At 47.4% G+C, this 19,643-nt stretch carries 22 protein-coding genes, 1 tRNA gene and 4 pseudogenes; 16 read left to right on the top strand and 11 right to left on the bottom strand.

Annotation, left to right across the window (positions count from 1 at the left end; translation table 11 throughout):
* The first annotated feature begins 38 nt into the window (after positions 1 to 38).
* The 3 genes from ACVKSX_RS19775 (at position 39) to ACVKSX_RS19765 (ending at position 1,888) form a co-directional block, all read left to right on the top strand.
* Complete coding sequence (locus tag ACVKSX_RS19775; RefSeq protein ID WP_069025766.1) at positions 39 to 413, top strand: hypothetical protein; 375 nt, start codon at positions 39 to 41, stop codon at positions 411 to 413.
* Between the two features lie 149 nt (positions 414 to 562).
* Positions 563 to 1,594 carry a DUF1176 domain-containing protein gene (locus tag ACVKSX_RS19770; protein ID WP_354439081.1) on the top strand — a complete coding sequence of 344 codons (1,032 nt, stop codon included), beginning with the start codon at positions 563 to 565 and terminating at the stop codon, positions 1,592 to 1,594.
* A 209-nt stretch (positions 1,595 to 1,803) separates the two neighbouring features.
* Positions 1,804 to 1,888, top strand: a tRNA-Leu gene (locus tag ACVKSX_RS19765).
* 246 nt (positions 1,889 to 2,134) lie between these two features.
* Here ACVKSX_RS19765 and ACVKSX_RS19760 read toward each other — a convergent pair.
* From ACVKSX_RS19760 to ACVKSX_RS19750, 3 genes are all read right to left on the bottom strand, one after another.
* A complete protein-coding gene (locus ACVKSX_RS19760; RefSeq protein WP_354439083.1) occupies positions 2,135 to 2,368 on the bottom strand; it encodes a MarR family transcriptional regulator in 234 nt (77 codons plus the stop codon).
* Between the two features lie 184 nt (positions 2,369 to 2,552).
* Positions 2,553 to 2,828 (bottom strand): hypothetical protein, encoded by a 276-nt coding sequence (locus ACVKSX_RS19755; RefSeq protein ID WP_033759756.1) that lies wholly within the window; start codon positions 2,826 to 2,828, stop codon positions 2,553 to 2,555.
* Positions 2,822 to 3,874: a hypothetical protein gene (locus ACVKSX_RS19750; RefSeq protein WP_354438978.1), complete on the bottom strand. Its 1,053-nt coding sequence runs from the start codon at positions 3,872 to 3,874 to the stop codon at positions 2,822 to 2,824. The genes ACVKSX_RS19755 and ACVKSX_RS19750 overlap by 7 nt, the downstream gene beginning before the upstream one ends.
* Positions 3,875 to 4,077: 203 nt before the next feature.
* On the opposite strand from ACVKSX_RS19750, the pseudogene ACVKSX_RS19745 reads away from it, so the two are divergent.
* The 3 genes and pseudogenes from ACVKSX_RS19745 to symE all read left to right on the top strand — a co-directional run.
* Positions 4,078 to 4,323 (top strand): annotated as a pseudogene (locus ACVKSX_RS19745) (type II toxin-antitoxin system RelE/ParE family toxin); the annotation flags it as partial.
* Complete coding sequence (locus ACVKSX_RS19740; RefSeq protein WP_354438980.1) at positions 4,307 to 4,630, top strand: helix-turn-helix domain-containing protein; 324 nt, start codon at positions 4,307 to 4,309, stop codon at positions 4,628 to 4,630. The pseudogene ACVKSX_RS19745 and the gene ACVKSX_RS19740, both read left to right, overlap by 17 nt.
* Before the next feature lie 514 nt (positions 4,631 to 5,144).
* A complete protein-coding gene (gene symE, locus ACVKSX_RS19735) occupies positions 5,145 to 5,474 on the top strand; it encodes an endoribonuclease SymE (protein ID WP_033770916.1) in 330 nt (109 codons plus the stop codon).
* Positions 5,475 to 5,552: 78 nt separating this feature from the next.
* Here symE and ACVKSX_RS19730 read toward each other — a convergent pair.
* Positions 5,553 to 5,794: pseudogene (locus tag ACVKSX_RS19730) on the bottom strand (hypothetical protein); the annotation flags it as partial.
* Positions 5,795 to 6,205: 411 nt separating this feature from the next.
* On the opposite strand from ACVKSX_RS19730, the gene ACVKSX_RS19725 reads away from it, so the two are divergent.
* On the top strand, positions 6,206 to 6,733 hold the full coding sequence (locus ACVKSX_RS19725; protein ID WP_354438981.1) for a DUF2778 domain-containing protein: 528 nt from the start codon (positions 6,206 to 6,208) through the stop codon (positions 6,731 to 6,733).
* 1,381 nt (positions 6,734 to 8,114) lie between these two features.
* Positions 8,115 to 8,753 carry an acyl-homoserine-lactone synthase gene (locus ACVKSX_RS19720; RefSeq protein WP_354438983.1) on the top strand — a complete coding sequence of 213 codons (639 nt, stop codon included), beginning with the start codon at positions 8,115 to 8,117 and terminating at the stop codon, positions 8,751 to 8,753.
* Positions 8,754 to 8,767: 14 nt separating this feature from the next.
* Here ACVKSX_RS19720 and ACVKSX_RS19715 read toward each other — a convergent pair whose 3' ends face one another.
* Positions 8,768 to 9,460, bottom strand: a complete 693-nt coding sequence (locus tag ACVKSX_RS19715; protein ID WP_061703595.1) for a helix-turn-helix transcriptional regulator — start codon at positions 9,458 to 9,460, stop codon at positions 8,768 to 8,770.
* Positions 9,461 to 10,214: 754 nt separating this feature from the next.
* Here ACVKSX_RS19715 and ACVKSX_RS19710 point away from each other — a divergent pair.
* The 5 genes from ACVKSX_RS19710 (at position 10,215) to ACVKSX_RS19690 (ending at position 12,704) form a co-directional block, all read left to right on the top strand.
* On the top strand, positions 10,215 to 10,538 hold the full coding sequence (locus ACVKSX_RS19710; RefSeq protein WP_307381034.1) for a putative T6SS immunity periplasmic lipoprotein: 324 nt from the start codon (positions 10,215 to 10,217) through the stop codon (positions 10,536 to 10,538).
* Between the two features lie 110 nt (positions 10,539 to 10,648).
* Positions 10,649 to 11,074, top strand: a complete 426-nt coding sequence (locus tag ACVKSX_RS19705; RefSeq protein ID WP_307381032.1) for a hypothetical protein — start codon at positions 10,649 to 10,651, stop codon at positions 11,072 to 11,074.
* Between the two features lie 59 nt (positions 11,075 to 11,133).
* Positions 11,134 to 11,871 (top strand): CDP-diacylglycerol diphosphatase, encoded by a 738-nt coding sequence (locus ACVKSX_RS19700; RefSeq protein ID WP_354439085.1) that lies wholly within the window; start codon positions 11,134 to 11,136, stop codon positions 11,869 to 11,871.
* A 305-nt stretch (positions 11,872 to 12,176) separates the two neighbouring features.
* On the top strand, positions 12,177 to 12,425 hold the full coding sequence (locus ACVKSX_RS19695; protein WP_022625341.1) for a CopG family ribbon-helix-helix protein: 249 nt from the start codon (positions 12,177 to 12,179) through the stop codon (positions 12,423 to 12,425).
* Positions 12,426 to 12,428: 3 nt separating this feature from the next.
* A complete protein-coding gene (locus tag ACVKSX_RS19690) occupies positions 12,429 to 12,704 on the top strand; it encodes a type II toxin-antitoxin system RelE/ParE family toxin (RefSeq protein ID WP_307381028.1) in 276 nt (91 codons plus the stop codon).
* Positions 12,705 to 12,841: 137 nt separating this feature from the next.
* Here ACVKSX_RS19690 and ACVKSX_RS19685 read toward each other — a convergent pair.
* Positions 12,842 to 13,105, bottom strand: a pseudogene (locus ACVKSX_RS19685) (class II fructose-bisphosphate aldolase); the annotation flags it as partial.
* A 238-nt stretch (positions 13,106 to 13,343) separates the two neighbouring features.
* Between ACVKSX_RS19685 and ACVKSX_RS19680 the strand changes: the two are divergent.
* Genes ACVKSX_RS19680 through ACVKSX_RS19670 form a run of 3 tightly spaced genes read left to right on the top strand, consistent with a single transcriptional unit; the run spans position 13,344 to position 14,848 of the window.
* Complete coding sequence (locus ACVKSX_RS19680) at positions 13,344 to 13,859, top strand: DUF2778 domain-containing protein (RefSeq protein WP_307381026.1); 516 nt, start codon at positions 13,344 to 13,346, stop codon at positions 13,857 to 13,859.
* On the top strand, positions 13,840 to 14,361 hold the full coding sequence (locus ACVKSX_RS19675) for a hypothetical protein (protein WP_354438986.1): 522 nt from the start codon (positions 13,840 to 13,842) through the stop codon (positions 14,359 to 14,361). Before ACVKSX_RS19680 ends, ACVKSX_RS19675 begins: the two co-directional genes overlap by 20 nt.
* A gap of 1 nt (position 14,362) precedes the next feature.
* Positions 14,363 to 14,848 (top strand): Hcp family type VI secretion system effector, encoded by a 486-nt coding sequence (locus tag ACVKSX_RS19670; RefSeq protein ID WP_287061189.1) that lies wholly within the window; start codon positions 14,363 to 14,365, stop codon positions 14,846 to 14,848.
* Positions 14,849 to 15,078: 230 nt separating this feature from the next.
* On the opposite strand, the gene ACVKSX_RS19665 is transcribed toward ACVKSX_RS19670, so the two are convergent.
* The 5 genes and pseudogenes from ACVKSX_RS19665 to ACVKSX_RS19645 form a co-directional block, all read right to left on the bottom strand.
* Positions 15,079 to 15,939, bottom strand: coding sequence for a ketose-bisphosphate aldolase (locus ACVKSX_RS19665; protein ID WP_354438987.1), 861 nt, complete (start codon positions 15,937 to 15,939; stop codon positions 15,079 to 15,081).
* Between the two features lie 5 nt (positions 15,940 to 15,944).
* Positions 15,945 to 17,369: a PTS fructose transporter subunit IIC gene (locus ACVKSX_RS19660; protein WP_354438989.1), complete on the bottom strand. Its 1,425-nt coding sequence runs from the start codon at positions 17,367 to 17,369 to the stop codon at positions 15,945 to 15,947.
* Between the two features lie 106 nt (positions 17,370 to 17,475).
* The gene (locus ACVKSX_RS19655) at positions 17,476 to 17,949 is read right to left on the bottom strand and encodes a PTS sugar transporter subunit IIA (RefSeq protein ID WP_050679765.1); all 474 of its coding nucleotides are present in this window, start codon (positions 17,947 to 17,949) and stop codon (positions 17,476 to 17,478) included.
* An 18-nt stretch (positions 17,950 to 17,967) separates the two neighbouring features.
* Positions 17,968 to 19,173: a BglG family transcription antiterminator gene (locus tag ACVKSX_RS19650; RefSeq protein WP_229518688.1), complete on the bottom strand. Its 1,206-nt coding sequence runs from the start codon at positions 19,171 to 19,173 to the stop codon at positions 17,968 to 17,970.
* A gap of 126 nt (positions 19,174 to 19,299) precedes the next feature.
* Positions 19,300 to 19,479: pseudogene (locus ACVKSX_RS19645) on the bottom strand (HTH domain-containing protein); the annotation flags it as partial.
* Between the last annotated feature and the right edge of the window lie 164 nt (positions 19,480 to 19,643).

The following is a 19,643-nucleotide window of genomic DNA, read 5'->3' as shown; positions in this document are numbered from 1 at the left end:
GGCAGGATAGTGCGGAGCGCTTTAGCAGGAGCAAAGATATGGAACCCCCATTAGCTGACGTTATCGCTTTTGTCCGAGATTTTGCAGGATGCAGACGTGAAATAATCGATGAAAATACCTGGCTGGAAAAGGATCTGGGGATTACCGGCGATGATGGTGTTGAATTGCTGGAGGAGGCCGAAAAAGTTTTCGGCGTGAGCTTTTCTGCAGAAGAAGGTGGTTTCAGGAAGGCGTTCTCTCTGAAAGAAAACGAATATCTTTTCCATAGTGAAGGCATCGATTTTTTTGGCATTGTTTATCTTTGCAGACGACTGCGCGGTATTCCTGCGCCTGTCATCCGCGATCTCTCTGTCGGCCAGCTGCATAGCGTGCTGGTTGAAGCGCTTAACAAAAAAGAGAGAGTTACCCGATAGGCGCATCGCCCAGGACGGGGCGTAGCCTTTTTTCAAAGCCCGTCGGCGATTAACAATGGCTTTGGGTTCCCTCACACCGATGGTGAAAGAGTGATACCTGTGCTGATATCAGAAATACAACCTGAGGGAATAAAGTGAACTATAAACCGATGCTTTTCGTGCTGGCGGCGTTCTCCCTGTCGGCTCAGGCCGCCCAGAGCGGAAAAACGCTTGAGCACAAAGACTGGGAAGTTGTTTGTGATAACACCCTGACCTGTCGCATTGCAGGTTATGCCAAAGAAGAGGATCCCTCTGGCTCCATCCTGCTTACCCGTGCCGCTGGACCTGGAACGGAGCCAGTGGGAGAAGTGACGCTGGGCGACACCGAAGATGACAGCGCGCCGGCGCAAAAGCTCACACTGTGGATCGATGGAAAATCAGCAGGCGATCTGGTGGCGGCTGATGATAACTGGCGGCTGTCTGCCAGCCAGACCGCTGCGGTAATCAGCGCCGTCAAAGGCAGCGGTAAAGTCGAATTTAAAGGCGGCACAAAGCCTTTCCTGCTTTCCGGCGAGGGCGCTTATGCCGTGCTGCTGAAAGCGGACGACGTACAGGGCCGTATCGGCACGCCAGGCGCGCTCACCAAAAAGGGCAGTAAACCGGAAAGCAGCGTGGCTAAGGCTGTGCCCGCACCGGTTATTCAGGCGGCTAAAACCCTCAGTGGCGAACCCCGTTTGCTGACCGCACCAGAAATGGACGCGCTGAAAACCCGACTGCTTGCAACGGTCAATCATAATGACGATGACACGTGCGACAGCCTGTATTCACCTGCAGAAAACAGCGATCCGGAAACTGACGGACTCACTCTTACGCCACTGGACGACACACACGCTTTGCTTTCGGCGCTCTGCTGGCGTGCCGCTTATAACGAAGGATATGGCTACTGGGTCATTGATAACCAACTCAAAGGCCAGCCAGTGCTGGTGACCATCTCCGGTTCGGATTACGACAAGGGCGAGATTACCAATGTGCAAAAAGGCCGGGGGATCGGTGACTGTATGAGCCAGGAAAGCTGGGTGTGGGACGGCAAGGCTTTTCGCAAAAGCTATGACGGCGGGACCGGTATGTGTCGTTATATCCATGCAGGCGGCACTTGGGATCTGCCGACGCTGGTAACGGATGTGAAGCCTGTTTCGGGTTAGCGCTTTTGTTACGCCAGTGAAACTGATGGCTGACGTGAGTGCTTTGCAGCGGACGAAGTAAGCGAAGAATTTCTGACAAGGATGTCACGCAGCGTCGCTGAGAACCCGAAAGACGTTTTTTTCAGCAGTTGCACCTTAGCCTGCCGATAAGGGTTGCGGAAACAGGGGGTAACGGTATAATCCTCAACGTTTTCCGCATACCCTTCAGTGCCGAAGTGGCGAAATCGGTAGACGCAGTTGATTCAAAATCAACCGCCGCGAGGCGTGCCGGTTCGATTCCGGCCTTCGGCACCAGGTATGGAAATTAAAGTCGCTCAAGGGCGGCTTTTTTTGTGTCTGGGATTTATGCTTCCAAAGCCTGAATCAACCTGCCTCAATCCCCATCAGGTAATGGATGCAGGCAGATCTTGGGGTCCATCCCGTTTCGATAAGGTTTTACCTGCACATGATCCGGAAGAAAGATTTTTCGTAGCCATGGTTATATGAAGGTCCATACAGCAAAGCCTGAGATGTCTCGTATCCATAATAATTAGCCACAAATCATGGGATATCGGATGGGTTTATAACCTTGCCGATTTGCCCCAATAACTGGTGTCCTTGCTCAGATACGCGATACCTTGGTTTTGATGAGGTCTCGTTATAAACAGTATCTACCATTCCATCGTTCGTCAGGTTGGTTACTATCGTCGCAACATTGCTAAATCCGGGAATACCCCGTGTAGCAAGGGTGCGATCCAGTATCATCCATGTCCAGTCTATGTCTTTTTCTGCCATGATTTTCAGGACGTTGAGCTTTGTAGTGGTTAACACGTATTTCTTTGATATCATGAGAAATTATGCCAAGTGTGAATGACGCCTTCCCGGAATGTTTTAAGGCGAGATACTTCATCAAGCCATTAACCAAAAATGAATGGCTGAACCGCCAACAGAGCTTCTGAGGCGGTTCCTGAAACGACTGTTATGATAAATCGGTCTGGATTAAATCTTGATGATCAAGTTCTTCCAGAAGTCGAGAGCCTTGCTCTGATATCTGATAGTGATCCATACCTGCTGGGGTTCTTGGTATTATGTCAACTAATCCCGCTTCGGATAAGCCCCTAATAAGCCGTGCAACATTACCCACTCCATCCATTTTTCGCTTTGACATAGCGCGATCAAGATTATACCAATTCCAATTTACGTCATTTCTTGAAGCTAACAGCTTAAGAATGTTTAGTTCAGTGTTGTTTACCATGATGGGGCATCCGGATGATAAAGGTCATCGCCAGTTATTCTATAATCTTCGAGAGTTGCAGTGTGCGTGTTGTTCCATAAATCATAAGATTCAATGTCATCGGCTGGCCTGCCTGTTTCCCAACCTAAATTACAGTAACGCTGATATTCTCGACACTCATGAGTATAGTAATTCAAGTCTACTTTTTCAGGAGGTATTTCACCGTTTGCAATTTTTTTCAATCTGGAAACCATAAAGTCGTTGCCAGGATCGGGATCAAACCGTGATATGTGTTTTTCTACGATTTGAATCCCTTCATGAGTGATTTTTATTCCGTCTGTTGTCAGGTGCTCTATTGCCCCACCTGCTTTTTCTGGGTCAAATGTTCTTGACGTAAATGTGCCTTTAGCCCCGAATACTTCTGGTTTCTCTAACTCAGGAAATCGCATTCTTCCCATTGTTAGCCCGGCAGCAACAGATGCACCGGTGATAAGTAACCCCTTGTTATCCATGACCTGTTCGTAACCCGCTGGTGCATCCCCGCCGAGTTGCTCTGCGGTCTTCCTGAATCCCTCAATATTGCCGTTGTAAACACCCCCAGCGGCCAGAAGCCGACCCGCTGCTTTACTGTTGATGGTTTTTGCAGCCTGAGCATGTTGAATGGGTGCTGACGGAAGAACGCAGTACACCGGACGTTTTAGTTGATGTGTGATGAGGTAGCTAAGCCGGGAGTGGAGAAACAAAGGCAGGTCATTTCGGAGGTTGCCAGAGGATGTTTGCACCCCCGTTATGACATGACCAATTGCGTCATTTCCCAGTAAAACAACCTTCCCGGATCGAATGTCATCCAGCACGTCCCGGTACGCCATCCAGGGCTGCTGAAAGTGGAACTGACGATATCGGCTGACAAAAAGACCATAATTGCCCGGTAAATCCCACTCCCGGATGATTCTATTTGGCCGAGCGGTCTCCTCAAGGTAACGCACTGCCATATCCGGGTGGATGATGTCGGGAAAGTCATCAAGGTAGATATCATTCGCTGATTTTGCCTGATAGTGATGAAGCATAATGTCCCTATTAGCGCTACCATTGCACACAGCTTACAAAACGACCGATGTTGAGTGAGGTTTAAGACTATCCCTTCATTTAAGAAGAGTGAAGTGTCTGGCGATATTCAGGCGACTAATCAAAAGGTATTTTGGGACTACATGTAAATTATTGTCTGGCACCTCTAACAGAGAGGTCATACAGGAAAAATACCAATCATCCTGGTGGTGGTGTTTACAAGAAGCGCCTGAACCAGAATCTCGATCGCGCCATTATCCTGGCGAAAGGTGGGGAGCACTGGTTTTACACGTTCCTTTATGACAAACAGGATATGGCAAATATTGATAATCGCGAGCTGGCCGGATTTCGCGAGTTAGCAAAGCACTATGCTGCTCTTAGCGATGAAAAGATCACGGCACTGATTAAGAGGAATGAACTGGTGGAGATTTGCCATGACTGCAAAAAGTAAATTTAACAGTCCTGCATTTGAGGCCATCCACAGCGCGGCTTCTGGATTATTAAGCGTCGATGCTATCCCGCAGGAAAAGATGCGCAACTTTGATAAAGCGTGCCTCAACAATGTGGATGAGCTGCAACCCATCGAGATTAAGGCGTTGCGTGAGAAGCTGAACGTCAGCCAGCCCGTTTTTGCCAGCTATCTGAACACCAGTGTGTCAACGGTGCAGAAATGGGAAAGTGGGGTAAAGCGTCCAGGTGGATTATCGCTGAAATTGCTTACCGTAGTGCAGAAGCATGGGTTGAAGGTATTGGTTTGAGTGAGTTGTACTGGCTGCAGCATTAAATGGAAACCTGACTGAATCACGGCAACAATTTTAACCTCGATAATTGGGATAAATCGGCTTTAAGCCATACACTGAAAAATTGAGGCCGGGAAAATTCTTAAATGTATTGAAACACCATCTCATGAGCAACAATATGAGATTGTAAGGAGTAGTGCAGTAACCTGGGTAGAATACAATGAGGAAGAAAGTTAAACTCTCCCTGATAACTCTCTATTTATTGAGTCAGGAAAAATAGCTGTTGGTGATTTTATGATATCCAGGGCTAATGCTCTTGAGCAATTTTTCTGGCGTGTTTCTTATTATTTCCTGCCAGATAAACCTTACGATTTATAATAAAATGATTTTATAACTTACTTATTTCACTCTGTTTTTAGCTGGACTTTTCTTCTCTTTCCTGATGATATATACAGGTATTTAGCGCGGCGCGGATGTGCGCCAACACACCCGCGCCGCTAATCACAATCACTATTTAGAAGGAATAGTAATCATGACTGACGCCCATTCTATTGCACAACCGACTGAACCAGAAGTCTCTCCTGCAGATAACCGGCAATTAACCGTTAGCTATGCAAGCCGCTATCCGGATTACAGCCGTATACCCGCTATCACTATGAAAGGACAATGGCTGGAAGCAGCCGGCTTTGCCACGGGCACAGCAGTAGATGTAAAGGTAATGGAAGGTTGTATTGTGCTCACCGCCCGGCAGGAGAGCGAACTGATGCAGTCTCTACGCCAGGTATGCAAGCTGTCAGCGCGGAAACAAAAGCAGGTTCAGGAGTTTATTCAGGTCATTGCCGGTAAACAGAAAGTCGTCTGAATGGAAAGACGCTCCCGATATCGCATCGGGAGCGGTTAACTATCAGGATGCGATCACTTCCACAAATACATCAGTTGCCTAACTTTCTTCGCTGTTGACCACATTTTCCTCCTTGCAGACCAGCGCCTTATTACCTGACCGCAAAGAAACGTTATCGCTGAACTTAAAGCTATACCGCTGTGATACAAAGTTAATGCACAGTATCCCATTCCCTGATCGAAGCGAGTATTCAATACCTGACCATCTTCAGCGGTCATCGCCAGCTTACGATGATATTAAATATTACGTGGCGAACAGAATGCCATCACTTTGACTGGTTTTGACCTGCTTACCATTAATTAACATATTGCAATGTTAGTGCTGTCTTCATCGGAAATTTGAAGACGTGCGTATAAAAATGGCATTCCAAATCAGCATCCTTCGTGAGGCCAGAGCCGATTTTTTTGCCCCGACACTCTCCGTAAGCATACTATTCACAAAGCTACTTTCTAAACCTGGTGCAGGAAATCTGGCGGTAGAATTATAAAGAGTGTTATCTATATTCAGCACTGAGTTATCAAAGTCTATCAGATTTTTCAGCACGTTGGCGAAATAGAAATACAGTAAATATTAGATATGTCACTAACTCATGATTGTGTTGAATATTAGACGCAGATCATTTTCATTTTATGATGAGGCATTATGATAAATCACACTCATCTATAAAATGATCAAAGTAGAAGGAGCCAGACATGGCATTAAAAGGAATTTTCACTGTAAATGATGCAGATTACTCACCTTTACTCATGTATGGGATAGGGACGTTTATGGCGTACTCTGGTAACAGGGAATATCGCAATCGTGCAGGATGCATTGCAGTTCCAGACAACGGGCCAATACCTGATGGTTTATATCACATCGTTAAGCGCCCAAGCGGTGGCTGGAAAGGTATAATCCGAACTGACTTGCATGATTTCTACTCATGGCCTACTTCAACGCCAGTTATCAAGTATGAATGGTTTGCTTTGTATCGTTATGATGGAAGGATAGATGACCATATGTGGGTTAATAATGTAGAACGAGGGAGTTTCAGACTACATCCTCGCGGGCCTCTTGGTGTATCTTTAGGTTGTATCACTTTGCAACACAGAACTGATTTCATCGCTATTCGGCAAGCATTGCTCTCTACTTCACAAGTGAAATTACGTAATGGACTAATGTCTTTTGGCACAATTGAGGTGGTTTTAAATGGAAGCAAAACGTGTCCCAGCGGGGTTTAGAATCCTTATCGCAGTATCTTTGTTTGTAATGACGTTCCTTCTGGTAAGACCGTCAGATCCATCGACACAAGGAGAGCAGCAGTTTTGGACAGAGTTAGCAAAGCTATTTAATCAGCGTGATATCGAGGGTTTCGTGGGGATTGCGCTATTAGTGATATGTACAATGGTAACACTCATTGGTTATCAGATTATAGTCAGAGCGATTGAGAGGAAAAGTAACATTAAGAAATGGTTTTTATAAGGTGTGAATTAATTCTGGCAGAAGTTAAAAAATTACTTATAAATTGAATGATGTAAATCCTCTCACATTGTGCATTAAATTATTATGACATGTACGGCTAACTCGTAGATTTTCTTGCCAAAAAATACGTGCATGCGCAATTGATTGAGTTGCATTGTAACCTGCTCACTGTATTCTGGTATACCTCCACCGGGACATCGGGTTTTCGTTGCCAGATTATTTAATTCACTTTCCTGCAGTCCGATTATCCCCCTGGGAATGAAAGAGACAACACAGGGATGCTTATACGGGATTGAGCCTGCCAGAAAACCGTCTGATTTGCCTGTCGATAGATAATCCGGAACGCTTTCCAGACACGGAGAGCGGTCAAAGGAACAACTAAAAGCCATGATAGAGTGTGGTGATGTGGTATGCCTGAATGATGTGTCTGTTCTGTCCGCCGGGCTGTTTTACATTGACGACAACGGTAAGTTAATTTGCGGCAATGAAAATGTCTTCAAATTCGGTGGAGCGAAAACATTATCGGTGCGTTTAATCCTGCAGTGAGTAAGCGCGATCACCGACGCTCTGACGGAAAACCTGCGCCAACTTCATTAAGGCAGCTCAGCGTGGGAGGCGGGAGGCAGCCACCCAGTAACCTACGGAACGCTTAACATCAAAAACGTCGGCCGTTACTCGCTGCTGGCGGTATCTGTAACGATAATAGTGAGGGGTTTCGTATAACGGCTGAACAGTTTGGCGGCGATGTCTTCAGCAACTGATTAGTGTCAGGCGGGGAAACCCCCGGTTAACCTGTATCACAGATTAGATAATAGTTGCTTTAGTCAATTCAACAGGAAAGCTTGCCCCTTAAAATTATAAAGGGCAATAATTAAACTATAGTTAATTGATGTTTTTCGTATTTTAATATAATTATCGTTTGAGCGCTTATTGCACTCTGTACCCGGTACCTGAAATATCAGATAATCGCGGGTGGGTTTTCCCTGGTGTTGACTTGGTCTTTGACCTCCTGACCGCTAAGCATGGTGAGTGCCTGGTGGTCAGGTACTTTTTTAAGTATAGGGTCTGTGCAGGTGTAATAAAAGCTGTCTTAAAAGACAGGGGTAATGGTTCCCATGTGTGATTATCAGGAATGAATGAATGAATTCTGCTATTGAGTTTTTTTTGCGTGATTACGATGAATTTCCGCCAGAATTAGCAACCGAACTCTACCGGCTCAGAAGAAAAACATTTCGTGAGAGGCTCGACTGGAAAGTCGAATGCATTGACGGCATGGAAAAGGATCAATTTGACAACGAAAATACGACTTACCTGCTGGGCATACATAACGGGAAGTTGCTATGTGGTGCACGGTTTATAGATTCGACGCAGCCGACGATGATGAGCGAAATTTTTCATGAATATTTCGAGGGTATAAGTGGTCTCCCCACAGATATCCCCTGCTGTGAGATTAGCCGGCTGTTTTTAGATAAAGAAAGACGTGACTCTGCAGGCCTTCATGGCTTGCCCGCCAGTAAAGTGTTATTCCTTGCAATGATTTTTTATTGCATGAAGAGAAACTATCGGGGGATGTACGCTGTGGCAAGTCGCGGCATGTATGCAATATTTCGCCATGCAAACTGGAAAATAGAAGTTATTCAAAAAGGCCTTTCTGAAAAAGGGGAAGTTATCTACTACATTTTCATGCCTGCCAGCATGAGCATCGTGGAAGATATTATCACCAGGGACAAAGCCAGTGGCTGGCTTCGTGAGATGTCCCGGCATTTACGCCATCTTTAACCAGTAACGCTGGCTCAGTTGTCCAGCAGCCGGAGCTCCGTTCCAAGTTTTACCGCATGTGTGGCGTTATTCACTCCGAGCTTTTTCATGACGTTGCCCATATGAAATTTTACGGTGCGTTCCGCAATAGATAAAATGACCGCAACTTCGGCGTATGTTTTCCCGGCGCCGACCCACTTAAGTATCTGCCGCTCACGCGGTGACAAAAAGACGTTCTTTTTCTGATTGTGTTGACTGTATAAGTTAAGCGTCTTCTGATGTAATTTAATAAGAAAGCTAACTATTTTTGAACGATTTTTTTCCATGTCGATACCAGAATCTTTCTGACTGATAATGGATAGCAAAGCCAGGTTGTTCAGGTAGTCATGCAGAGGGAATGTCTGTCCCTGGAAAATATTATATTGAAAGCTTTCATTGAAAATTCGCGTGAGATTGTAGCCGCCTGACAGAATGACGTTGTTTTCCCAAAAAAAATCTTCAACACAACGTAAACTCTGAATAATGACAGGATCAATAAACTGATATTTTCTTTCAAGGTATATATCAAACCACTCAGGGTTGTTATTTATAATACGCATCTGTGAAGGGTCTTTCTTGTTCATAATGGCGTAGGCATAGATAACACCCTTGTAATCCTCAAAGAACGCATTCAGTTCATTCTGGATTAACAAATTGATTCTTGTATCGTTGTAGTATGTATCCTTCACGTCAGTATCTACCTCCGGGATGAGTGGATAAACCAGTATAATCCGCTTCGTTAGCTGTTGCTAATCGTATTTTAAACCAGTTAAAGTACAGTGCAAACGACATCTGCCAGCAATATTCTTGATATTTTTGCTTTACAAAACGGATGGAAAGAGCAGCTTACAAGACTACAGATGAATTATCGGGATTCACAAAAATCTGTGGGGACAGCAGGAACATTCGAATAATGATTCGCGATTTTAAGTTATTATTGACTGGAGTGAACCGACAGCAGCATTTTTCATAACAAAACTCATGCTGGCAGGAGTAATTAAACAGACACCGAGTCAGTATCTGACTGCTGACTGTTTTTAAATCCTGATGCTCATGCACCCCTTCGGCTACCCGGCGTTATCGGGTCGTCAGTTCTGCTGTGCTAACCCCTGTGGGTTTCGGACATAGGGCCTGATGGCAAACGTTCAGGTCAACCCTGCAGCCGGCTTAACGCCTGCGCTTTCACTGGTCATATAGGTGATGACAAGCGAGTGTTAATCAGCAGGAGGCACATCAGGTCGTGTAAGTAGGCCAGTAACCTGATTACTCTCCTGAACAGCAAGTCTCTATTTTAGCTGACTATTGGTTACTACTGGTTTATGGGATTGATAAGTGGTTTTTCTATCAGAGGCCAGGGCGCATGGGGATGTACAGGGGCAATGATATGTTGCAGGATGTCCCCTCGCTTTATCAGAAAATCGTAACAGGGAAGGGGCGTTAATCATGAAAAACAAGATGATGCTGGGTGTCGTATTTTTCTTAACGGGATGCCCTGGGCCTGGCGACCGAATGGTGGAGCGAGAATCTACAACGGCATTTATCAAAGACAAGCAAGTTTGTGTGGTGTCGCCACTGGAGCCACAAGAAAGGATTACTGCCATTCAAATCAACAGCGATAAAAGCAACTCTCTTCACAAAATTTTTGATGACAAGCCTGTTTATATTCCAAAAGGTGAGTACCTTCCTGTGTTCGGGTTTAAGTTCACAACTGGAGAACGTTATTATTTCGCCTATGATGTTCAATCTGATAAATCAGCGGCCCTTTGATTCTCATAAACGCACGCATGTCATCAGGCCAGGCTTAACGACTTCACATCTGCGGTAGTTAAGATAGTTACCAATGATGGGACATCACTCTTATTCATGGCGGCGAGGCAATGAAAAACCTGTTTAAGTGGTCCGCACTTGTGGCTGCCGCCGTCCTCATTCTCATTGGCTTGTTTGTCTGGTTTGTTGCATCGGGCTCTGATGAAACGACTGTCTACAAAGAAAATGACTTTTTCAGCTATCACACACTGACAGACAAGGACATTGAAAACGCGCCGCGTATAACGGACAACTACTATTTTGAAGCGCACCCTGGCGACGGTTACTCACCTTCAAATAGCATCATATTTAAGGGGGCTACAGATACTGCATCGCTGCAGGCTTATCTCGAAAAGCTGGGATACGTGAAGCAAAATCGCAGTCTGGGCGAGAAGGAAATATGGGCAAGGCCTGATCAGTTGGATGGGGATCAGTTCTATCTGTACTTTAATCCCACAACCCATGAGGTTGAGCTGACCAGGGTTCTGAATAATTGAGTCGGCTGAACGGGAAATTATTGTGGCAATGCAGGTCTCTGCCGCTGGTCATCGCGCTGATGCTGACAGGATGCGCCCGCTCTGACGCGCTGTGGACGGTAACGCATGACCTCTGCATGAACAACTATCACTATCGTCGCGATCCGGCTCCCTGCCAGCAAATCTATCTGCCGCAAGACAGCACACAGGGCTACAGCATCATCCAGAATCCTCGCCACAGGCTGCACTTTATTCTGGTGCCCACGGTGGCAATGTCCGGCATTGAGAGCATTGCGTTGTCGCGCCCCGGACGTCCTGACTATTTCGGCTACACCTGGTTAATGCGCTATCGTCTGATGGCGGCCTATGGCGCTGAAGTGCCTGAGGATCGGCTCGGCATGGCGCTGAATTCCGCTTATGGCCGCAGCCAGAATCAACTGCATATTCATCTGACCTGCCTGCGGGAAGATGTCTATCGCCAGCTTCAGGCCGAGCGGCCCTATATTAATAATGACTGGCGACCCTTGCCCGACCGTTTGATGAACCACACCTACTATGCCCGCCGCGTTATGCAGCCTACGGCGATGGGGATCTATCCTGTTGCCTCCGTGGCACGCCATTTCCGGCTGTCCCCGCCGCAGCTGGCAGAGTCTGGTGTGGCGCTCATCCCGGCGACGTTTTCGGGAGAAAAAGGGTTTATCCTCCTAACCACCCGGCGCGGCTGGGATAAGGGCAATCGGGCTTCCGTTGAGTCGCTACTGGATAAACGCTGCGCTATTCTTTCAGCGCCGCCAGCTGACGTTTCAGACGGGAAGTAACTAAACCTTATCACCCTTAATCCTCCACCGACCCAGCCACTCTGCTGTAATCAAACGCTCTGCCAGCAAGAACCCGGCTGACGAGGACGATCGCCCGTGCATCGGTTTCGTAAACATTGAATCAGGTTCGTGTCCGCCCAATATAGTGAGATCGCATAGTCATTTATCAGACCAGTCCATAGGTGACAATTAGTGCGAAACAAACCTCAGGATGCTGCCCGCAAAATAAGCTCTGATGTTTTTATAGACAAACCCATGCTAGACTTAATAAAAATTATTAACTGTTATTAAAAGAGGTGATCTCTATGGGTTCTCTTACAAAACAGACCATTAGCGCACAGATACCCACCGATTTGGCTAATGCTGTAGAAAATCTGGCTGTGGAGCTGGATCGTTCTAAAAGCTGGATCATCAAGGAAGCGTTGACCACTATGCTGGCTGAAAGGGAACGGCGTCATCAGAGCATTCAGGCTGGTCTTGCCGATGTAGATGCCGGGCGTGTAGTAAGTCACTCTGACCTTGTTGAATTTGGTAATCGTTTAAAGAAAAGCTGATAAATGGAAATTTACTGGACGCTTAAAGCTCAGGATGACCTGGAACGCATCTACCGTTTTGCTCTTCAGTACAGCCGCCAGCATGCTGATGATGTCTTAGACTGCCTGATAACCGGCAGTGCTGGCCTCAAGGCACACCCAGCAATCGGCATACAGCAGGTTCGATATGAACCTCGGGAAGTTCGAAAGGTGATACTGGATGACTACGAGATTCACTACGAACTTCGTGATAATGCCATCTACATCGTGGATCTCTGGCATACAAAAGAAGAGCGATGAGCAGATCTCTTTTCATTGATGGCTGTTGCTTACTGACCTGATACTTATTTAAAGCTCACTTCTCAAAACCCAAAAAAGACACCGATCCATCAGTGCCTTTCCCATACTCAACTCGCAACCAATCCCCCACCAACCCCTTACCGATACAACGCCGCTTTCCCCACCGAACTAAACAGCGCCATCTTCGCCGCGACCACTTCACTCGCCGCCTGCATCGGTTTAACAAAGAGGGAATTAGGCTCGTGACCCCCAAGCTTCAGCTCATGTTCCAGCGCCACGAAGAACGCCTTCTTCATATCGCTGGAGATATTGATTTTACCGACGCCATAACGGATCGATTCCGCGACCTCGCTATCTTTGTTGCCCGAACCGCCATGCAGTACACGTGGAATATTAATTAATAGTAAGCTTGTTACAAGCTTGTGATTTATACATGGTTGTTGAGCTATAACATCTCTGTTACTCTCAGGTTAAATAACAAGCCATAAACGCATATTAATTACATCTGTTAAGTGACTTATTGCTAACATAATCATCCTGTTTCTTAAACTCAGACTTTTTCCAGGGGAAATTATTGCTCATTTTCTTTTCACCAGCGTAGGATAAGCGCACAAAGGATTATAGATGTAAGGATTATCAATGGCTCTACATGGAAAGTTTGTTATTAATGATGCTGACTACTCACCGTTATCCTTTCCGGGTGTGGGAACGTTTTTAGCGTTCTCTGGCAATGGTGCTTATCGTAATCGTGGTGCCTGTGGAATGATTCCTAAAGAGGGGCCTGTACCAGCGGGTAAATACTGGATTGTTGACCGTCCTGAGGGAGGTCTCCGATCACAACTAAATGCCGGTGTAAGGGATATTTATAATCATTTTGCCAGCGGTGCTACGTTCAGGCATTCCGAATGGTTTGCAATATGGCGGGATGATTGGGCAATTGATGATTACACCTGGGTTGATAGCGTTAAGCGTGGTAACTTTCGTTTGCACCCCGGCGTTCTTTCTGAGGGTTGTATCACACTTCCGCATGATTCTGATTTTTCCCTGTTACGCAATGCATTATTAAGGACCCGGAAAATAGAGGTTCCTTGTATGAGGAAGTTAAAGGCCTATGGAACGATTGAGGTAATTGCCAATGGCAAAACATGTCCTTAGTCTCTTTATAAAATTAGCGCTCTTTACTGTGATTATGCTGTTCGTTGCTAAAGAAGTTCCCTATGATGGATTAGTTGACTCTATAACAGCCTTATTTGATTTCCAAAGCGCTCTGAACGTTACCCATTTCATTCTGGGTGAATCTGACTTAGAGGCCTGGGAGTCGTTGCGGGATTACTTTTCTATTTTAATTAATACTCTAATCAGCATTCCGGTTATGAGTGCGATTATCACCCTTTTTAACGGCCTTACTCACAAAGTGAACCCATCTTGCCTCCCTAAAGAGTGGGCTTTCTCTACCGTGCGACGATTGATAAAAATAATCATTTTTGTAATGCTGCTTTGGTTATTCGTCCGCTTTGTACCTTACCAGGTTGTTTTTCCGGACATAGAAAAATTTTCAGATGTTGCTATGGCTGCACTTATGGCTTTCAACCTGATTTTAGCCATTTTCTGCTATTACTTTATTATGAAGAAATTCACATTCAAAAGGAGTTTGTAAAATGCCTATTCCAGCTTACATGTGGCTTAAAGATGACGGCGGTGCAGATATTAAGGGATCTGTAGACGTTCAGGATCGTGATGGTTCTATCGAAATTGTTGGCTTCAGTCACGGTTTAAATATTCCAGTGGATAGTGCCAACGGTAAAATCACCGGCAAGCGATCACACTCTCCCATTATGATTGAAAAAGAGTTTGATAGCGCCAGCCCATACTTATACAAAGCCGTTGCTACTGGTCAGACGCTGAAAAGTGCGGAGATTCGCTGGTATCGCATTAACAATGCCGGGCAAGAGGAATGCTATTTTGTTATGACTATCGAAGGGGTGAAGGTGACTGGCATTAATCCGGGGATGCCAAATGTTAAAATGGCAGGAAACTCGCAGATCAACCATATGGAAAGCCTTTCCCTGATGTACGACAAAATCACCTGGCGTTACGTTGATGGTAATGTGCAGTATACGGATGACTGGAATGTTCGGTCCTGAGATTAAAATCCTGTTTCCTGTGGTATAGCTAAGTTCTCCTTGGCAGTGAAGCACTAATTAAAACGTTACCGGGGTGTAATGGGGGATTTAGTGACGACCTCCATCCATGCTCGAAAAACGTTACGACCGCGTTATCCGGTTGTACAACATTTAAAAAAGGCACCTATTCATCGGTGCCTTTTCCCAGCCTCCCTGGCAGTCTTCAAGCCACCATCCACGCCACCAACCCCTTACCGATACAACGCCGCTTTCCCCACCGAACTAAACAGCGCCATCTTCGCCGCGACCACTTCACTTGCCGTCTGCATCGGTTTAACAAACAGAGCATTAGGTTCGTGCCCGCCCTGTTTTAGTTCCTGCTCCAGCGCCACGAAGAACGCCTTCTTCATATCACTGGAGATATTGATTTTACCGACGCCATAACGGATCGACTCCGCGACCTCGCTGTCTTTGTTGCCCGAACCACCATGCAGCACCAGCGGAATATCAACCACCTTACGGATCTGCTGCAGGCGCTCGATATCCAGCTTCGGCTGCTTCCCTTTGGGGTAGAGGCCATGCGAGGTGCCGATGGCGACCGCCAGCGTGTCAGTGCCGGTCTCGCGCACAAAGGTCTCGGCCTGCTGCGGATCGGTGTAGAGAATCTCGTTACTGCCACCTTCGCCGCTGCCTTCTGCTACACCGATGGTGCCCAGCTCCGCTTCCACAGAGACATTAATCGTGTGCGCTATCTCGACAATCTTCTTCGTCAGCGCAATGTTCTGTTCGAAAGGGTGAGACGAGGCATCAATCATCACCGAGGTAAAACCGGCGTAGATCGCTTTCATCACCTCTTCCAGCGAGCGGCCATGGTCCAGATGGATCACTACCGGCACACGCGCCTGAATCGCCAGCGTCCGCAGATAGCCGATAAATTCCGGGCCGGTGAAGGCCATCTCTTCAGGATGGATCTCCAGAATCAGCGGTGAATCCAGTCGCTCGGCAGTCTCAACCGCCACACGTCCAAACTCCGCGCTGGCGATGTTAAACGCGCCAACGCCAAACTGATGACGCTGGGCAACGCTGAGCAGATCTTTCATGTTGTAAAGCATAGGTTTTATCCTTGTTTTGCAGGAACGGAGATATCTTTTTTCAGGAACAGCAGGATCAGCGCTGTCAGCAAACTGCCTGCGGCAATCGCAAACAGATAACCCATGACGTTGCTGATCACGTTAGGAATGAAGATGACGAAAATGCCGCCGTGCGGAGCGCGGGAAGCACAGCCCAGCATCATTGACAGGGCGCCCGCTAATCCGGAGCCCGCCACGATGGCCGGGATGACGCGCAGCGGATCGGCGACCGCGTATGGGATCGCGCCTTCGGTAATAAATGACAGACCGAGGATGTAGGTGACCTTGCCGGTCTCGCGCTCCTGCTCGGTAAATTTGCGGCGGAAGAGGGTGGTTGCCAGCGCGATGCCCAGTGGTGGCACCATGCCCGCCGCCATACAGGCGGCAATCGGTCCGTAAACCCCGCTCGACATCAGGCCAATCGCAAACATACAGACGGTTTTATTCAGCGGGCCGCCCATATCAAAGGCCACCATCATGCCGAACAGCAGGCCGAGAATGGCCGCATTGGTGTTACCCAGCGAACTGAGGAAATCGGTCAGCCAGCCGAGCAGCATTTTTATCGGCTCACCAATCAGCAGCGCCATCAGTGCGCCGGTCAGCAGCACGCTCAGCAGAGGCACGATTAAAATAGGTTTCAGTCCGGCGACCGCTTTGGGCAGATGGATATGGTTATTGATCAGCAGCGTGATGTATCCGGCCAGGAAGCCGGCAATCAGCGCGCCAAGAAAGCCGGAGCCGGTGTGGATCGCCATCATCCCACCCACGGCGCCCGCCACGATGCCCGCTTTGCCGCTGACAGACTGGCTGATCCCCAGCGCAAGAATCGGCAGCATCAGGGCAAAGGCGGAACCGCCACCAATGTCAGAGAGCATCTTCGCTATCGGGCTGAAGTTCGCGTCCCCTTGTGTGGCCGCCGTAATCCCGAATGAAAAACTCAGCGCGATCAGAATGCCGCCCGCCACCACAAACGGGATCATCAGGTTCACGCCGGTGATGAGGTGCACATAAATCTCTGAAATCCAGGAACGGGAACCGGACGCCTCACGGGCACTGTTAGCCGGTTCCGATGCACTGGCCTGCGGCGCAGCGTCTACCAGCCTCGGAGCCAGTTCGCCGTTAACAATGGCATTTAACAGGCCTTCAGCGTCCTTCGCGGCACGGGTAACGGGCACCTCAATCACGTTTTTATGCTGGAAGCGCGCCATCTCAACTTTTTTATCTGCGGCGATTAACACGACGTCCGCCCGATGAATATCGTCGTCGCTGAAAATATATTCGCTTTCAATCGCGCCCTGGGTTTCAACTAATACATTCAGGCCCAGTTTTTTAGCCGCTTTTTTTAAATTACTTTCGGCAAGGTAGGTGTGGGCGACACCTGTAGGACAGGCGGTAATGGCAATAATGTTCATAAATGTTCTCCAGTGAAAATTTTATATTTATGTTTTTCTGTCTGAAGGGATGGCTACAACCTGGAATACCTCCTTTATTTTTAATTCATGCTGTTCTCCGGTTTATTCAGGCTCCCGATCGGGATAACAGTAAATGAAACATCTCTTCGCGATGCGGGACATTAAGTAATTGCTCGACGACATCCTCATCGCCTAACGCGATGGATATTTTGGCGAGCATTTTGATATGGCCCACATCTTTATCGGACTCTTTTACCGCGAACAGAATAACCAGCCGGACTTTGGTGCCGTCGATGGTCTCCCACGGAATGTCGCGGCGTAATCGCCCCACGGCAATGCGGGTTTTGGCGACGGCGGCAGATTTGCCGTGCGGAATAGCAATATGGTTTTCAAATCCGGTGGAGCCTAATTCCTCACGCAGATAAACATCTTTCAGGAAAGCGGCTTTATCAGTGACGGCCCCGGTCTGGCAGAGCAGATCGGTCAGTTGTGAAATAATCTGCTCTTTGGTCTGGCAATCGACATCGAGAATAATGCACTCTTCTTTTAATACTTCGTTAATAGCCACGGCTGTCGTCATTTTGCTTCTCCATTATCATTAATTAATCGAATTCGATACCAGACATTCTGTTACCCGTGCGATATCTTTCGCCGAGAACAGGGCCGAGACATACACCACCGGTTTTTCCAGCGGTTCCAGCCGGATGGTGGAAATCACCACGTCACACTCATGTCGTTTCAGGGAGTCAGCAATATTTTTCCCTGGCACGATGTCGATAATTTTCCAGTCGGGAAAGGCACGGATAATCCGTCCGTAAAGCAGCTGCGAGGTGCCCAGGCCGCTGGAGCAGACCAGCAATACCCGTTTTACCTTGATGCTGTTTTCGATGGCTGCCTGAATGTGCACCGTCAGATAAGCCACTTCGTCATCACTGATCTCATCCAGGCTGTACTCCTGCGTCAGCTGGCTGATCACCGCTTTCACGGCGGCAAACACCGTGCCCAGTTCGGTCTGAATATCATGCAGCAGCGGATTTTTAATCCGGATGTGATATCTGAGGCGGTTCAGCATCGGCTTGATATGCGAGGACAATGACGCCTGCAGGTTCTGGTCGGTAGTGATTTCAATGTTGATGCGCTGCGCTACCCGGGCGATCAGCGCCTCAGCAAAGCGGGTTTCACGTTCCGAAATCAGCGAGTCATCGTGCTGTGGTGACTCACCACCCGCCTTACCGGAGGAGACCAGATACTGATAGATGGAGTGAGACTCCTCGGCCACCAGTACCGTGTTGTAGGCGGTCTCAATGCGCTCTATCACCGCCAGTGACACCTGCCAGGCGTGATGGTCGCTGACCCGGTTCATCGACACCGCGCGGGCGTCGGTCCTGTGCATCGGCGAGTGACTGCGGTGGATCAGTACCAGAATATGCGTAAATAAATTGATGTAGTAAGGATCGCTTATCGTATATTGCAGTTGCTGTTCAATAAAATTAATTAATTGCAGGGTAAAATGGACAGCCTGCTGACCAAACTTCTCTGAAAGCTCCTGCAGCGTGCTTTCATCCAGACGGCTTTCCATCATGTCCTGACGGTTATAAATCGATTTTAACACCAGCGCTTTCATCGCCATGCGAATATTATGGTCGCTGCCTTTTATGCTGGTTCCGACACGACTTTTTAACAAGGTTAAATCAAACTGATGTAACCATGCTTCTAATGTTTTTAAATCATTCACTATCGAAGCGCGGCTGATAAAATATTTATCCGCCAGTTCGCTGATGGATGAACTTTTTGGTGACAGCATTAATAAATCCGACGCTATTTTCAGCATCCTGAAGTTACTGCTGAAATCATCCACCTCGACAGAGAAAATCCGGCGCGCGGCTATTTCCGACTGCGCATCAGCGAATTTAATTGTGATCCCTCTCCCACTTTTTCCGCTGAGATTGATTCCCTGGTCAGAAAGTTTTTCGTTAATGTCGGCAATATCGCGGCGTAGAGTTCTGGGTGTAATAGACGTTTTTTCTGAAATAGCGTGCAGGCTCACATAACTGTTATGAGAAATAAGCTGTCGCATAATCGTCAGTTGCCGTTCAGTCAGCGCCTTCATCATCATCAGGTTCCGCTTAATCCGTTATTCGCCTTGTCAGTTATCATCTAAACAAAGGCACTATGCCATGTAAATATTAAAACATGGCCACAACCTGGTGGTCAGGCTGACCACCTGACAGTGAATTTCTTAAATAATCGGGGACGAGATGAAAGAATAAGTGA

The sequence above is a fragment of the Pantoea sp. PvP021 genome (assembly GCF_054056055.1).
This window is presented reverse-complemented; position numbering and strand designations above follow the sequence as displayed.

What these genes read in the sequence shown, in the direction of transcription:
- ACVKSX_RS19775 (WP_069025766.1), top strand. Translation starts at nt 39, where the DNA reads ATGGAACCCCCATTAGCTGACGTTATCGCTTTTGTCCGAGATTTTGCA.
- ACVKSX_RS19770 (WP_354439081.1), top strand. Translation starts at nt 563, where the DNA reads ATGCTTTTCGTGCTGGCGGCGTTCTCCCTGTCGGCTCAGGCCGCCCAG.
- ACVKSX_RS19760 (WP_354439083.1), bottom strand. Translation starts at nt 2,368, where the DNA reads ATGGCAGAAAAAGACATAGACTGGACATGGATGATACTGGATCGCACC.
- ACVKSX_RS19755 (WP_033759756.1), bottom strand. Translation starts at nt 2,828, where the DNA reads ATGGTAAACAACACTGAACTAAACATTCTTAAGCTGTTAGCTTCAAGA.
- ACVKSX_RS19750 (WP_354438978.1), bottom strand. Translation starts at nt 3,874, where the DNA reads ATGCTTCATCACTATCAGGCAAAATCAGCGAATGATATCTACCTTGAT.
- ACVKSX_RS19740 (WP_354438980.1), top strand. Translation starts at nt 4,307, where the DNA reads ATGACTGCAAAAAGTAAATTTAACAGTCCTGCATTTGAGGCCATCCAC.
- symE (WP_033770916.1), top strand. Translation starts at nt 5,145, where the DNA reads ATGACTGACGCCCATTCTATTGCACAACCGACTGAACCAGAAGTCTCT.
- ACVKSX_RS19725 (WP_354438981.1), top strand. Translation starts at nt 6,206, where the DNA reads ATGGCATTAAAAGGAATTTTCACTGTAAATGATGCAGATTACTCACCT.
- ACVKSX_RS19720 (WP_354438983.1), top strand. Translation starts at nt 8,115, where the DNA reads ATGAATTCTGCTATTGAGTTTTTTTTGCGTGATTACGATGAATTTCCG.
- ACVKSX_RS19710 (WP_307381034.1), top strand. Translation starts at nt 10,215, where the DNA reads ATGAAAAACAAGATGATGCTGGGTGTCGTATTTTTCTTAACGGGATGC.
- ACVKSX_RS19705 (WP_307381032.1), top strand. Translation starts at nt 10,649, where the DNA reads ATGAAAAACCTGTTTAAGTGGTCCGCACTTGTGGCTGCCGCCGTCCTC.
- ACVKSX_RS19700 (WP_354439085.1), top strand. Translation starts at nt 11,134, where the DNA reads ATGCTGACAGGATGCGCCCGCTCTGACGCGCTGTGGACGGTAACGCAT.
- ACVKSX_RS19695 (WP_022625341.1), top strand. Translation starts at nt 12,177, where the DNA reads ATGGGTTCTCTTACAAAACAGACCATTAGCGCACAGATACCCACCGAT.
- ACVKSX_RS19690 (WP_307381028.1), top strand. Translation starts at nt 12,429, where the DNA reads ATGGAAATTTACTGGACGCTTAAAGCTCAGGATGACCTGGAACGCATC.
- ACVKSX_RS19680 (WP_307381026.1), top strand. Translation starts at nt 13,344, where the DNA reads ATGGCTCTACATGGAAAGTTTGTTATTAATGATGCTGACTACTCACCG.
- ACVKSX_RS19675 (WP_354438986.1), top strand. Translation starts at nt 13,840, where the DNA reads ATGGCAAAACATGTCCTTAGTCTCTTTATAAAATTAGCGCTCTTTACT.
- ACVKSX_RS19670 (WP_287061189.1), top strand. Translation starts at nt 14,363, where the DNA reads ATGCCTATTCCAGCTTACATGTGGCTTAAAGATGACGGCGGTGCAGAT.
- ACVKSX_RS19665 (WP_354438987.1), bottom strand. Translation starts at nt 15,939, where the DNA reads ATGCTTTACAACATGAAAGATCTGCTCAGCGTTGCCCAGCGTCATCAG.
- ACVKSX_RS19660 (WP_354438989.1), bottom strand. Translation starts at nt 17,369, where the DNA reads ATGAACATTATTGCCATTACCGCCTGTCCTACAGGTGTCGCCCACACC.
- ACVKSX_RS19655 (WP_050679765.1), bottom strand. Translation starts at nt 17,949, where the DNA reads ATGACGACAGCCGTGGCTATTAACGAAGTATTAAAAGAAGAGTGCATT.
- ACVKSX_RS19650 (WP_229518688.1), bottom strand. Translation starts at nt 19,173, where the DNA reads ATGCTGTCACCAAAAAGTTCATCCATCAGCGAACTGGCGGATAAATAT.